The sequence below is a fragment of the Microbacterium sp. APC 3901 genome, from assembly GCF_030407765.1.
In the GTDB taxonomy this organism is placed as follows: Bacteria; Actinomycetota; Actinomycetes; order Actinomycetales; family Microbacteriaceae; genus Microbacterium.
The window spans coordinates 1-13,117 of the sequence record NZ_JASDCU010000003.1 but is presented as its reverse complement, the minus strand read 5'-3'; the positions used below and the strand labels follow the sequence as shown (position 1 = coordinate 13,117).

Below are 13,117 nucleotides of genomic sequence, written 5' to 3'. Positions count from 1 at the left end.
CCGATGATTCTTGTACGACAGGAAATCGGCGATGTGCTGAGGGACTTCCGCCTGCAGAAGGGGCGTACGCTCCGGCAGGTTGCAAGCAAGGCATCTGTGGCACTCGGCTATCTCAGCGAGGTCGAGCGGGGCCAGAAGGAGGCATCGAGCGAGATTCTCGCCTCGGTGGCTGATGCTCTGGATGTTCCCATCTCGATCATCATGCGAGAGGTGGGCGATCGCATCTCCGTCCTCGAGGGCATTCAGGTCTTCCCCGATGTCGTTCCGGATGACCTCGTGGCTTCCGTCGAGCCAGAGCTCTCGCTCCACTGAGCTTCGGATTCTCTCGATCCTCTGATGCGTCGCAGTGAGTTCCTCCGCGCAGTCGACGCGGAATTCGGTGGTCGTGGGTCGTCTCTCATCAGCGACCTCATTCTGACCCAGCTCGCCGGCCGTACGGCGGACCAGGCGCTGGATGCTGGCGTGCCGCCGCGTGACATCTGGTTGGCGCTGTGCGCCGAGACCGATGTACCCGAGGAACGACGACATGGCGCTGGGCGCCTCGAGCCGCGCAGACGCTGACCCCGTCTTTCGTTCGACGCGCGTTCGACTGGTGGCACAGAATGACGGCGTGTCGTCGAATATGTGTTCGAAACGGGCGTAGTCTTCTGCACAAGTGGTTCGGAGACGGTGTTCTCCCTGATTCGCGGAGCTGACGACGCAATGTCGGAGGTGCCTCGTACGGTGAACAACAAGCCGAAGAGCCATACGCCTTGTCGGAGAGTTCCGCCCAGCCGGGAGGACCGCGACAGCCTACAGGCGGCACCACGCGAGCATTAGGAGCACGTCATGCCATCACCCGCTGACCGCGAGAAGTCCCTCGAGACAGCCCTCGCCCAGATCGACCGCCAGTTCGGAAAGGGCTCGGTCATGAGACTGGGCAGTGACGAGCGCGCACCCGTCGCCGTCATTCCGACCGGTTCCATCGCTCTCGACGTCGCGCTCGGTGTCGGAGGACTCCCGCGTGGACGAATCGTCGAGATCTACGGTCCCGAGTCCTCGGGTAAGACGACCCTCACGCTGCACGCGATCGCGAACGCGCAGCGTGCCGGCGGAATCGCCGCCTTCATCGATGCCGAGCACGCGCTCGATCCCGACTACGCCGCGAAGCTCGGTGTCGACATCGACGCTCTTCTCGTCTCGCAGCCCGACACGGGTGAGCAGGCGCTCGAGATCGCGGACATGCTCGTCCGTTCGGGCGCGATCGATCTGATCGTCATCGACTCCGTCGCGGCTCTCGTGCCGCGGGCCGAGATCGAGGGTGAGATGGGTGACTCCCACGTGGGTCTTCAGGCTCGACTGATGTCACAGGCGCTGCGAAAGCTCACGGGTGGACTCAACCAGACGAACACCACGATGATCTTCATCAACCAGCTGCGCGAGAAGATCGGCGTCTTCTTCGGATCGCCGGAGACCACCGCAGGTGGAAAGGCGCTGAAGTTCTACGCGTCGGTCCGCATGGACATCCGCCGCATCGAGACTTTGAAGGACGGCACCGACGCAGTCGGAAACCGCACCAGGGTCAAAGTCGTGAAGAACAAGATGGCGCCGCCGTTCAAGCAGGCAGAATTCGACATCCTCTATGGCGTCGGCATCTCACGCGAGGGCAGCCTGATCGACTTCGGTGTCGAGCACAGCATCGTGAAGAAGTCCGGCTCGTGGTACACCTACGATGGCGACCAGCTGGGCCAGGGTAAGGAGAATGCGCGAACGTTCCTGCTCAAGAACCCTGATGTGGCACTGGCCATCGAGACGCAGATCAAGCAGAAGCTCGGCATCGGCGGAGCCACCGAGGCTCCTGCTGACGAGCTCGCTGAGCGCCGTCCGGCATGAGCATGATGGTTCGCGGTTGCATAGCAGCTGGAGTGAACCGTGACTGATGGCGGGGGCGAGCCTGAGCAGCTCGCCCCCATCATCCCTCTCTTCGGCCGTGACGACACGCGTGGGAAGTCGTCCGACCGGGAAGCCCCGGAGATCGAAAGCGCGGTGACAATTCGTTCGGCAGCCGATACCGGGGGGCGGACGCCGACGGAGAGCGACTCGTATCCAATCGCATCACTCGACTCTCGTGGGCCCAGCGAACGCCATCCAGCACGCGGTGCATCGGCTCGGTCCGCACCGAGGTTGCGCGCCTTGCAGTCGCAGGATTCTGAGTCTGACGAGGGCGTGAGCATCGACCCCTCTCGTCTGCGAGCCGACGCAGAGGAAATCCTCGTCCGCAAGCTGCGAACTCGATCGCTCTCACTGTCAGAGGCACGCATGGTGCTCAGGGGCTACGAGCAGAAGGGGCAGCGGCTCGATGCGGGCGCGATCGACGACGTGATCGATGACTTCTGTCGGCGAGGCTACCTCGATGACGCGCTTCTCGCCGGCCAGCTGGTGACATCAGGGATAGAGCGCAAGGGGCAGGGGCGGGTCGCACTGTCGAGGGCGCTCTCGCAGCGGGGCATCCCTCGCGATGTGATCGATGCGGCGCTCGACGATGTTCCTGACGATGACGCCGAGCGTGCACTCGAGTACGCTCGCTCCAAAGCACGAGCGCTGTCTCGCCTTGACGGCGACACAGCGCTGCGACGCCTGGTCGGTCAGCTGGCTCGCCGTGGCTATAACGGATCGATCGCGATGGCGGCTGCGAAGTCGGCTCTCGCCGAGGCATCTTTTGGCTCGTCGTCATCCGGGGTTCGATTCGTCGACTCGGACTGACGCAGAGGTGGGAGCGACAAGCTCTCGCCTCAGCGGCAGCCACTGAGAACCGCTCGTAGAATGGGGGGATCATGACTATCCCTCGCAGTGAGCCGACGATCATCGAGTCGTCGTCAGCAGCAATCGATCTCGACGGACGCCAGCGCTCCTACGAAGTCCGCACTTTCGGCTGCCAGATGAACGTCCACGATTCCGAACGCCTATCCGGGTCTCTCGAGAGCGCAGGATACGTCCGCGTGACCGACGGCGCCGAGGCCGACGTGGTGATCATCAACACGTGCGCGGTGCGCGACAACGCTGCGGGCAAGCTCTACGGAACACTCGGCCAGCTCGCCTCGGTGAAGCGCCGCAAAGACGGGATGCAGATCGCTGTCGGCGGCTGCCTCGCGCAGATGGACAAGCAGGCCGTGCTCGACAAAGCGCCCTGGGTCGACGTCGTCTTCGGCACGCACAACATGGGTTCACTTCCCGGCCTTCTCGAGCGAGCGCGGCACAACGGCGATGCCGAGCTCGAGATCCTCGAGTCGCTCGAGGTCTTCCCCTCGACGCTTCCGACCAAACGCGATTCAGCGCACAGCGGTTGGGTCTCCATCTCCGTCGGATGCAACAACACCTGCACCTTCTGCATCGTTCCGAGTCTTCGTGGCAAGGAGAAGGACCGGCGCCCCGGTGACATCCTGAACGAGATCCGTCTCCTCGTCGAAGACGGCGCGATCGAGGTCACCCTGCTCGGGCAGAACGTCAACTCCTACGGCGTGGAGTTCGGCGATCGGCAGGCGTTCGGCAAGCTCCTCCGCGCCGCTGGGGAGATCGACGGTCTCGAGCGGATCCGCTTCACGAGTCCTCATCCCGCGGCCTTCACGGACGACGTGATCGACGCGATGGCGGAGACCGCCAACGTGATGCCCCAGCTTCACATGCCACTCCAGTCGGGCAGCGACCGCATCCTCAAGGCCATGCGCCGCTCGTACCGGAGCGAGAAGTTCCTCGGGATCCTCGACCGGGTCCGTGATCGTATTCCGCACGCCGCGATCACCACCGACATCATCGTCGGATTCCCCGGTGAGACGGAGGAGGACTTCGACGACACGATGCGGGTGGTCGAACAGGCGCGATTCTCGAGTGCGTTCACGTTCCAGTACTCGATCCGCGAAGGCACACCCGCCGCGACGATGGAAGACCAGATTCCCAAGGCAGTGGTGCAGGAGCGCTACAACCGGCTCATGGCACTTCAGGAGCGCATCTCGCTCGAGGAGAACCAGAAGCAGGTCGGGCGCGAGGTCGAGGTCCTCGTCTCGACGGGCGAGGGCAAGAAGGACGCCGAGACTCACAGGCTGACCGGACGAGCGGAGGACAACCGACTCGTGCACTTCGAGGTCACTCCCGGATCCGCTGTCCCCCGACCGGGTGATGTCGTCTCGGTGACGATCACCCATGCGGCGCCCTTCCACCTGCTCGCAGACGACCCGACAGGCCTCCCGTTGCGGATCCGTCGCACGCGTGGCGGGGACGCCTGGGACCGAGGGCAGGCGGAGTCCTGTGCTGTGCCGGCACCGACGTCCGGCGATGGCACCCGTGCCGTATCTCTCGGTCTGCCGACGCTCCGCGTCGGCAGGTGACCACTGGTCGAGGAATGACCGATCCGGCGTCGAGCGGCGCGGACGGGACTCCGCGGCTCTGGGTGATCGTAGGTGCGACAGGCACGGGTAAGAGCGATCTCGCCCTCGATCTCGCTGAACTGCTGCGGAGCCGAGGCAACGCCGCGGAGATCGTGAACGCCGATGCCATGCAGCTCTACCGCGGGATGGACATCGGCACGGCGAAACTCGCCCCTGCCGACCGTCGAGGAATTCCGCACCACCTGTTCGACGTGCGGGAGGTGCAGGAGGAGGCCGCTGTCGCCTGGTACCAGCCGCTGGCACGCTCCGTGATCGCCGACATCCAGCAGCGCGGCGCCGACGCCATCCTCGTGGGCGGGTCTGGCTTGTACGTCTCCAGCGTGGTGTTCGACTTCGCCTTCCCGCCCCGTGACCCGGTGATCCGCGAGCGGCTCGAACGTGAGCTCGAGAGCAAGGGCGTCGGTGCGCTGCTCGACCGGCTGCGAAGGCTCGATCCCGCGACGGCCTCCCGCGTCGACCCCAAGAATGCCAGACGCGTGATCCGTGCGCTCGAAGTCCTCGAGCAGGGCAGCGTCACGCACGGCGCGTCTCTGCCGGAACAGCCCGCGCTCTGGCAGGCCGACACGCGTCTCGTCGGCCTGCACGTCGAACGCGGAATCCTGGTCGAGCGGCTGGATGCCCGCGTCGAGCGCATGTGGGAAGCGGGTCTGGTCGACGAGGTGCAGGGGCTCCGCCGCGAGGGGCTCGAGAACGGCGTGACAGCCCAGCGCGCCATCGGCTACAGCCAGGCGCTCGCGCAGATCGATGGCAGGCTCACTCAGGCTGAGGCGATCGCCGAGACGCAGGCGCTCACCCGCCGGTACGCCCGCCGTCAGGTGTCGTGGTTCAAACGGTATCCCGGACTGGCCTGGTACGAACCGCCCGTGGACGCTGCATTGCTCACCGCTCGCTGAGGCCAGGGACCGTCGCTCTCCGTGGCGGATGTCAGAGGCTGATGAGATGGTTGATCCATGGCCACCCACTTCTACACCGCGAGCAGCATCGACGGTTTCATCGCGACCGACCAGCACTCGCTCGACTGGCTCCTCAAGCAGGACATCGACCAAGACGGCCCCATGTCATACGCGTCGTTCGAGAAGACGATCGGTGCGCTGGCGATGGGCGCATCGACCTACGAATGGGTCATGCGCCACGAAGAAGGTCGATGGGGGTACGAGCAGCCGACATGGGTCTTCGCCCACCGACCGCTCGAGCTTCCGGCCGACGCTGACGTTCGCGCTGCGGAGGGTGACGTGGCCGCCGTGCACTCCGAGATGGTCGCCGCTGCCGGCGGCAAGGATCTGTGGGTCGTCGGCGGTGGCGACCTGGCCGGGCAGTTCGCCGATGCCGGTCTTCTCGACGAGGTGTGGGTGCAGTACGCGCCGGTGACACTCGGCTCGGGGGCGCCGTTGCTGCCGAGGGCACTGGACCTCGAGCTTCTCGAGGTCGCACGCAACCGCAACTTCATGTGCGGCCGTTATCGTGTGCTGCATGGCTGAGCCGTCGACTCCCGTGCGCTCGGGCGAGATCTGGGCGGTCCGCCCGTTCGATCGGGCGGACACCGAGTCTGTGGTCGCTCTCTGGACCGAGGCTGGCCTCACGCGGCCATGGAACGACCCCCGGCTCGACATCGAGCGCAAGCTCACGGTGCAGCCCGAGCTGTTTCTGGTCGTCGAGGACGAGGAACGGTCGACGTCAGCGCGGATCATCGGCACGGTGATGGCCGGTTACGACGGGCACAGGGGGTGGCTCTACTACCTGGCGACCGCCCGGTCGCACCGTCATCGGGGGATCGCGCGCTCTCTCGTGCGCGAAGCCGAGCGACTTCTTCTGGATATGGGCTGCCCGAAGGTGCAGCTCATGGTCAGAGAGGGCAACGAGGGTGCGCTGGGCTTCTACGACGACCTCGGATACGAGCGATTCTCGGTGTCGAACACGGGCAGGCGTCTGATCGTCGACGCATAGCCGCGATCTCTAGACTGGGTGGATGGTCGCATTCACCAAAGGACACGGCACCGGCAACGACTTCGTCATCATCGCCGACCCCGACGGCGCTCTCGAACTGAGCGCCGAGCAGGTCGCCGTCCTCTGCGATCGACACCGAGGCATCGGTGCCGACGGCATCCTTCGTGTGGTGCGCTCTGCGGCGATCGCAGACGGGCAGGCTGCTCTCGCGGAGGAGCCCGCCGCCGAGTGGTTCATGGACTATCGCAATGCAGACGGGTCCATCGCTGAGATGTGCGGCAACGGCATCCGCGTCTTCGTGCATTACCTCGTGCGCTCCGGCCTCGCCACGATCGAGCCCGGTTCCACACTCCCGATCGGAACGCGTGCGGGCGTCCGCGACGTGACGCGCAGCGAGACGGGTTACCAGGTGGATCTCGGCCTGTGGAAGCTCTCCGGCGATGACCCGCTCGTCACTGCCGACGGGCTCCCTGTCACGAGACCCGGTCTGGGCATCGACGTCGGAAATCCGCATGTCGTGGTCGCACTCGCCTCCGAGGCGGAGCTCTCGTCTCTCGAGCTGCACCGCGCTCCCGTGCTCGATCCCGCCCCTCCCGCGGGGGCGAACGTCGAGTTCGTCGTCCCGGGGGAGCCGCTGGTGAGGGACGGCATCGGACACGTCTCGATGCGCGTCTCAGAGCGCGGCGTGGGGGAGACCCTGAGCTGCGGCACGGGTGTCGCGGCCACGGCTCTGGCCGTGCGCTACTGGGCCGGCTCGAAGGCACCCGACAACTGGCGCGTGGAGGTCCCTGGCGGCACTCTCGGTGTGCGCATGTTCCCTGCAGAGGACGGTGAGCACGTCGCCCTCTCCGGGCCGGCCCAGCTCGTCTTCAGCGGCGAGGTCGACCTGATCTGATGTCGACGACCGGCCAGATCGACCTGGTCATCTTCGACTGTGACGGAGTGCTCGTAGACAGCGAGAAGCTGTCGATCGAGGTGGATCGCAGGGTTCTCGCAGACCTCGGGTGGTCTCTCTCCCACGACGAGATCCTGCACCGGTTCGTCGGACGCTCCTCCGCGCACTTCCGCGCTGAGGTCGAAGCACACCGGGGACGACCGCTCCCCGACGACTGGGAGGCGCCCTACCAGCCGTGGTACCTCGACGCATTCGCGCGCGAGCTGGCGGCGGTGGACGGGGTCGAGGCAGCGCTGGACGAGATCACGACGGCGACCTGCGTCGCCTCGAGTGGCGCCCATGCGAAGATCCGGCGGACGCTCGGACAGACGGGGCTCCTGCCGCGATTCGACGGACGGATCTTCAGCGCAGACGACGTCGCGAACGGCAAGCCTGCCCCTGATCTCTTCCTGCACGCGGCTGAGCGGCTCGGAGTCAGCCCTGAACGCTGCGTGGTGGTCGAGGACAGTCGATTCGGAGTCCAGGCCGCCCGCGCCGCGGGCATGTGTGTTCTCGGCTATGCCGGCGGACTCACCCCAGCTGACTGGCTGGAGCGCGAGGGCGCCATCGTGTTCACGGACATGCGCGATCTTCCCGAACTCGCGGGTCGGTGACGTTGTCGGTGCGACGGCTCAGACGAGCGTGATCGGCTCGGTGGGCGGGGTGCCGTGCTTGCGCACCTTCAAGATGCGGTAGCCCTTGGACGTCGCGGTCCGATGGACGCTGAAACCCGGCTGGAACGTCGCGGCGATCCACCGCTGCAGCGAATCCGCACCGAGGTTGCGCTGCACGACGAGCCAGGCGTCACTGCGCTCGTCGAGCCGGGGGATCCACTTCTCGAGCAGTCCATGCAGTTCGTTCTTGCCGACTCGGATCGGTGGATTCGAACGGATCGAGCGGAATGTCACGTCGGCGGGAACATCCTCGGGCAGGGATGCGTTGATGTTCTTGAGACCATGAGCCGCAGCGTTTCGCCGCACGAGGTCGAGGGATCGCTCATTCACGTCGACCGCCCACACGGTCGCATGAGGCGCGGCCATCGCCATCGACAGCGTGATGGGTCCCCACCCGCTTCCGAGGTCGAGAAGATGGCCTCCCGGCGGAACCGGAGGCATGTTTGCGAGAAGGACGGCTGTACCGGCATCCAGCCGATCCGGGCTGAAGACGCCGCCAGCAGTGGTGACGTCCAGCTCTCGGCCTGCGAGCGTCACACGGATCGATCGCAGGTTCTCGGGGCTTGCCGGGGCCGCGGTGAAGTAATGGTCGGACCCCATACCGTGAGCGTAGCGGACAGCGCGGGCTAAGGTTAAGGCTCGCAACAAAACCCAGAGATAAGGGACGGATGACGGAGACCACCACACACTCCACAGGTGACGAAGCAGTCGATCGCGTACTCGCGAATGCGGAGAAGCGGACGGAGGCACGTGTCTTCGGCGCCGCGCAGGCGCTGCAGGAGCACTCCACGGCCCTGCACGGCTCTTCGGACGGCGACCAGTGGGACCTCGAGGATCGTCATGCGCTGCGGCGCGTGGGCGGTCTCTCCACCGAGCTCGAAGATGTCACCGAGGTCGAGTACCGCCAGCTTCGCCTCGAGAACGTGGTGCTGGTCGGCGTGTACCCGCAGGGAGCCCAGGACGACGCGGAGAACTCTCTTCGCGAGCTGGCAGCCCTTGCGGAGACTGCGGGCGCGGTCGTGCTCGACGGCGTTCTGCAGCGGCGGCCGCATCCGGATGCGGCGACCTACATCGGCCGAGGCAAGGCTCAGGAGCTGAAGGGCATCGTCGCAGCCACCGGCGCCGACACCGTGATCGCCGACACCGAACTCGCGCCCAGCCAGCGACGTGCCCTCGAGGACGTCGTCAAGGTCAAGGTCATCGATCGCACCACCGTGATCCTCGACATCTTCAGCCAGCACGCCAAGAGCCGCGAGGGCAAGGCCCAGGTCGAACTGGCGCAGCTCGAGTACCTCCTGCCGCGTCTGCGCGGCTGGGGTGACTCGATGAGCCGCCAGGCGGGTGGCCAGGTCGGCGCAGGCGGCGCCGGTATGGGCTCGCGCGGCCCCGGTGAGACGAAGATCGAGCTCGACCGTCGCCGCATCCGCACCAAGATGGCGCTTCTGCGGCGGCAGATCCGCGACTTCGGCCCGGCACGAGAGGCGAAGCGGGCCGAGCGCAAGCGCAACACGATCCCGTCCGTCGCGATCGCCGGCTACACCAACGCCGGCAAGTCGAGCCTTCTGAACGCACTGACCAGTGCCGGCGTGCTCGTGGAGAACGCTCTGTTCGCGACACTCGATGCGACGGTGCGCCGGTCGGAGACCTCAGACGGCCGCGTCTACACGCTGACGGACACCGTCGGTTTCGTTCGCAATCTTCCGCACCAACTCGTGGAGGCGTTCCGTTCGACGCTCGAAGAGGTCGGTGAGGCAGACGTCGTGCTGCACGTGGTCGACGGATCGCACCCCGATCCCGCCGGCCAGCTGCAGACCGTGCGCGATGTGATGGGTGACGTCGGAGTCCGTGACATGCCGGAGATCGTCGTCTTCAACAAGGCGGATCTGATCGCCGACGATGAGCGTCTCGTGCTGCAGGGCCTCGAGCCCAGAGCGCATTTCGTCTCGTCGCGCTCCGGTGAGGGCATCGAGGAACTCCGGGCGGCCATCGAAGAGGCGCTTCCGAAGCCCGCTGTCGAGGTTCACGCGGTGGTTCCGTACGATCGCGGTGATCTGGTCGCGGCGATCCACGAGACCGGGATGCTGCTGTCGGTGGAACACAGTGAGCAAGGCACTGTCGTGCACGCACGTGTGTCGGAGCGGCTCGCCGCCGATCTCGCCCCCTTCGCCGCCGGCATCTGACGGGCCGGAATCAGCGAGCGAGGAAGCGCGCCTCGACGGTGGCCGAGATGACGATCTCGTCAGGTTCGTACTCCATCGATGCGCCGACGGCGTCGGACTGCTGAACCATCGCCCCGCGCGTCTTCGCCATGCCGGCGAACGGCTGGGCGGGTGTGGGCGCGATCAGTCCGACATCGGCGATCTCCACTGGCACGACGGTGCCGAGTCCGAGCGCTGTGGCGTACGCCTGCGCCCGCGTGACGGCCACTCCGACCGCAGCCGCCGCGACCTCTCGTTCGATCCGTGAGCTCGTCTCGGTCGTGAGATGCCAGTTGACCCATCCGACCTCGACTCCGTCCCACGGCGATACGTCCGACACCCAGAGCGAGAGCTCGGAGGCCTCGGCAAAGGTCGCGGTCAGGTCGATGCTTGCGTAATAGACGGGTGCGAGACGCTTGCCCTCGTTGTTCCACGGGCGCTCGGCCCGTACAGACAGTCTCTTGCTCGACCAGTCGACGACGACGCCCGTGTCGTGTCGCGCGGTGATGCTCTCACGCACGGGCTCGGTGAGACGCATGACGCGATCGACCACCGAGGCGCGTTCTGCACCCTCGGCACGGATGCTGACGCGGATGGTGGCGCGCTCGGGCGCGATCCGCGCCTCGTGCTCGCCCCGGACGGTGACGGTGACTTCGCTCATGTCGTGACTCTACGCCTGCGCCCTGGCGAGGCTGGGAATGGCGTCGCCGCGGCGAACGTTGTAGTCTATGAGGCTCGGGGACTCCGGTTCCCGAAGTGAAAAATCCACAGAGTGACAGCGGCTCCTTCGAAAGAAGGACCACGGGGCTGATCGGTTTCGACAGCGCCTGTGAATCCACGAGAAGCGGGCCGAGGATGCAGAGTTATCTCGTAAACGCTCTCTGCAAAAAAATAGTTGCCGAAACCAAGCGCAACGACTTCGCCCTCGCTGCATAAGCGAGCCCGATAGTCCGTCAGGCCGTATGTGATTCCGATACGGATCCTGGCGTCATTTAGGAATCTTGCTGCGTGATGGCGTCTGGACGTCACGTGGGACTCTTCCCAGGCTGGGCTCGTCGACTTAGGTGTCTGTGACAAAGGTCGGAGCCGAGCAGAACGTCTTCACAGACTGCGCCCGGAGAAGGCGTGGAGACTCAGCGTTGGACGGGGGTTCGATTCCCCCCAGCTCCACCAGGTCGCTGTCACAAGCAAGAAGGCCCGCCTCCCTAGTGTTCACTGGGGAGGCGGGCCTTTTCCATCGCCGGCGAGGCGGTCGAGGGCATCCTTCGCGGCGCGGAGGTCGTCGTCCGCGTCCCGCATGCGGTGCGCGAGCGCCTCCTGCTCGATCTCCGCCTTCTCGGCGTCGCCTCGTGCACGTTTCGCATCGACCCGCACCTTCGCGAGTTCTGACTCGAGCTCCTGCTCGCGACGTGTGAGCTCGTCGACGTGCAGGACAGCGTCGCGGAGCGCACGGTCCGCTCTGGTCGCCTCGCGCGCCACTCGGTCGTGCGCGCTCTCCGCGTCTCTGACGGCCCGTTCCGCATCCCGCCGCTTTCTGCGCGCTGTGACCTCGTCGAGAGGCTTGGCGACGACCGCGGGCGCGTCGGGTGCACCCCCGCCGACGATGCTGTCGGCGATGTCTGCGAACGCGCCGGCGGGTTCCAACTCCCTGACCAGCCGAGCGGAGGCGACGGCGGCGGCAGCAGTCGGATCGAAGAAGGCTGCGCTGATGGTCTGCTGAACGGCGTCTCTCGTAGAAGACGTGATGCGCTGCCCGCGCGCTTCGGCCAGATCGGCGGCGTCCGCAGCGAGCCTGTTGGTGAGGGCACGACGGTCGCGTCCCAGCTGGGCGAGCGCCCGCGCATCCAGATCTGCCTGTGCTTCGCGCAGCTCTTCGGCGAGCTCCAGTGCCTCTGCGAGTTGGGCGGCGCGCTCGTGTGCGAAGACATTCACCACCCAGGCGGCGACCGACGGCTTCTTCAGACCGCGGATCCGAGCGGCGAGAACGGGGTCAGCAGTGCGCGCGGCGCGGGAGTTCCGTGCGGTCACGAAATCCGTCGGCGACCCGGTGTAGAGCTGCACTGCGATGTCCGCGAGCTCGGAGTCCATGCGAGCGACGATACACGGCGCATGATTCCCGCCCCGGGCCGCGATGCACGAGTTTCGATCGTCGCCCTGATCAGTATTCTGGTTGGCATGGCAACGCTGTTCTATGGCGCGTCTGATGTTCCGATCCGCATCGAGGATCGAGCACTCGCGCATCTGAAGATCGTCATCGCGACGAAGCTCCGCCGACAGGAGAGCTTCACCCTGTCGTGGCACCACCCCGAGGGAGAGCCCGGCGGGCGGTCCACCATCTGGATCCACCCGTCGATCCCGCTGCGCTTCACCTTCGACGAACCGGAGCAGGCTCAGCTGAACATGCGATGGATAGAAGATCTCATGCAGTCGGTGAACTCCACCGGCGGCATTCTCCTGGTGGACGAGGTGATCGACGCGTCGGTGCAGTGAGCACCTCGGACCGGGCCGGATGAACCGACGTCACCCGGCCCATTCGATCAGGATCAGCCCCTGGCGCGTATCGGCGAACTTGACCCATCCGTCGCCGAACAGATAGGTCATGCCGTATCCGTCTTCGTCGGTGCCCATGGCGAACTGCGGGTTCTCGGTGATGTAGATGCCGTCCGGACCGTCTTCTCGGGTCCAGCCCTCTCCCACCAGCGAGGACTGCGCCGCAGTGGCATCCTCGGCGCTGATCGTCGACCATCCGTAGAGCTGACCGTGATCGGAGGCGATGCTGTAGTCGGCCCAGAAGCAGAGGAGGCCGTCGTCCAACGTCACTCCGCCCACCACCAACTCCTTCTCCTCGAAGGACCACCCCTGGTCGGTGAGCACCTTCACCGTGCCTGCCGACACGATCGTGTCGCAGGCGGGCTCCGCCGGGGGTGTGGGGGTCGGAGTGGACGC

Annotated in this window: 16 protein-coding genes and 1 other RNA gene; 13 read left to right on the top strand and 4 right to left on the bottom strand. The window is 66.0% G+C overall.

The genetic code is table 11. From position 1 onward, the window contains the following. The first annotated feature begins 3 nt into the window (after positions 1-3). The 10 genes from QMA07_RS03160 to QMA07_RS03115 all read left to right on the top strand — a co-directional run bounded on the left by QMA07_RS03160 (position 4) and on the right by QMA07_RS03115 (position 7,913). Positions 4-312: a helix-turn-helix transcriptional regulator gene (locus QMA07_RS03160; RefSeq protein WP_042541772.1), complete on the top strand. Its 309-nt coding sequence runs from the start codon at positions 4-6 to the stop codon at positions 310-312. A gap of 24 nt (positions 313-336) precedes the next feature. Next, entirely contained in the window at positions 337-561 is a 225-nt protein-coding gene (locus QMA07_RS03155; protein WP_290159976.1) for a DUF3046 domain-containing protein, read from the top strand. A 267-nt stretch (positions 562-828) separates the two neighbouring features. Further along, positions 829-1,872, top strand: a complete 1,044-nt coding sequence (gene recA / locus QMA07_RS03150; RefSeq protein ID WP_290159974.1) for a recombinase RecA — start codon at positions 829-831, stop codon at positions 1,870-1,872. A gap of 333 nt (positions 1,873-2,205) precedes the next feature. Then, a complete protein-coding gene (locus QMA07_RS03145; RefSeq protein ID WP_290159972.1) occupies positions 2,206-2,742 on the top strand; it encodes a regulatory protein RecX in 537 nt (178 codons plus the stop codon). 71 nt (positions 2,743-2,813) lie between these two features. Then, the gene (miaB, locus tag QMA07_RS03140) at positions 2,814-4,361 is read left to right on the top strand and encodes a tRNA (N6-isopentenyl adenosine(37)-C2)-methylthiotransferase MiaB (RefSeq protein ID WP_290159970.1); all 1,548 of its coding nucleotides are present in this window, start codon (positions 2,814-2,816) and stop codon (positions 4,359-4,361) included. A 14-nt stretch (positions 4,362-4,375) separates the two neighbouring features. Beyond that, positions 4,376-5,314 carry a tRNA (adenosine(37)-N6)-dimethylallyltransferase MiaA gene (miaA, locus tag QMA07_RS03135; protein ID WP_290159968.1) on the top strand — a complete coding sequence of 313 codons (939 nt, stop codon included), beginning with the start codon at positions 4,376-4,378 and terminating at the stop codon, positions 5,312-5,314. 57 nt (positions 5,315-5,371) lie between these two features. Continuing rightward, a complete protein-coding gene (locus tag QMA07_RS03130) occupies positions 5,372-5,899 on the top strand; it encodes a dihydrofolate reductase family protein (protein WP_290159966.1) in 528 nt (175 codons plus the stop codon). Beyond that, complete coding sequence (locus QMA07_RS03125) at positions 5,892-6,365, top strand: GNAT family acetyltransferase (protein WP_290159965.1); 474 nt, start codon at positions 5,892-5,894, stop codon at positions 6,363-6,365. Before QMA07_RS03130 ends, QMA07_RS03125 begins: the two co-directional genes overlap by 8 nt. A gap of 22 nt (positions 6,366-6,387) precedes the next feature. Beyond that, complete coding sequence (dapF, locus tag QMA07_RS03120) at positions 6,388-7,260, top strand: diaminopimelate epimerase (protein WP_079112691.1); 873 nt, start codon at positions 6,388-6,390, stop codon at positions 7,258-7,260. Then, a complete protein-coding gene (locus tag QMA07_RS03115) occupies positions 7,260-7,913 on the top strand; it encodes an HAD family hydrolase (protein WP_290159964.1) in 654 nt (217 codons plus the stop codon). The genes dapF and QMA07_RS03115 overlap by 1 nt, the downstream gene beginning before the upstream one ends. A gap of 18 nt (positions 7,914-7,931) precedes the next feature. Here the strand turns inward: QMA07_RS03115 and QMA07_RS03110 are convergent, their stop codons facing one another. Next, on the bottom strand, positions 7,932-8,573 hold the full coding sequence (locus tag QMA07_RS03110) for a methyltransferase (protein ID WP_290159963.1): 642 nt from the start codon (positions 8,571-8,573) through the stop codon (positions 7,932-7,934). Between the two features lie 68 nt (positions 8,574-8,641). On the opposite strand from QMA07_RS03110, the gene hflX reads away from it, so the two are divergent. Continuing rightward, positions 8,642-10,153 carry a GTPase HflX gene (hflX, locus tag QMA07_RS03105; protein WP_290159961.1) on the top strand — a complete coding sequence of 504 codons (1,512 nt, stop codon included), beginning with the start codon at positions 8,642-8,644 and terminating at the stop codon, positions 10,151-10,153. A 10-nt stretch (positions 10,154-10,163) separates the two neighbouring features. Here hflX and QMA07_RS03100 read toward each other — a convergent pair whose 3' ends face one another. Beyond that, positions 10,164-10,832, bottom strand: coding sequence for an SIMPL domain-containing protein (locus QMA07_RS03100; RefSeq protein WP_290159959.1), 669 nt, complete (start codon positions 10,830-10,832; stop codon positions 10,164-10,166). A gap of 142 nt (positions 10,833-10,974) precedes the next feature. On the opposite strand from QMA07_RS03100, the gene ssrA reads away from it, so the two are divergent. After that, positions 10,975-11,344, top strand: a transfer-messenger RNA (tmRNA) gene (ssrA, locus tag QMA07_RS03095). A 39-nt stretch (positions 11,345-11,383) separates the two neighbouring features. Here ssrA and QMA07_RS03090 read toward each other — a convergent pair. Next, a complete protein-coding gene (locus tag QMA07_RS03090; RefSeq protein ID WP_290159957.1) occupies positions 11,384-12,259 on the bottom strand; it encodes a transposase in 876 nt (291 codons plus the stop codon). Between the two features lie 87 nt (positions 12,260-12,346). On the opposite strand from QMA07_RS03090, the gene QMA07_RS03085 reads away from it, so the two are divergent. Then, the gene (locus QMA07_RS03085) at positions 12,347-12,661 is read left to right on the top strand and encodes a hypothetical protein (protein ID WP_290159955.1); all 315 of its coding nucleotides are present in this window, start codon (positions 12,347-12,349) and stop codon (positions 12,659-12,661) included. A 30-nt stretch (positions 12,662-12,691) separates the two neighbouring features. Here the strand turns inward: QMA07_RS03085 and QMA07_RS03080 are convergent. Then, positions 12,692-13,117, bottom strand: a 426-nt coding sequence (locus tag QMA07_RS03080) for a hypothetical protein (protein ID WP_290159953.1), incomplete at its 5' end; no start/stop codon positions are given.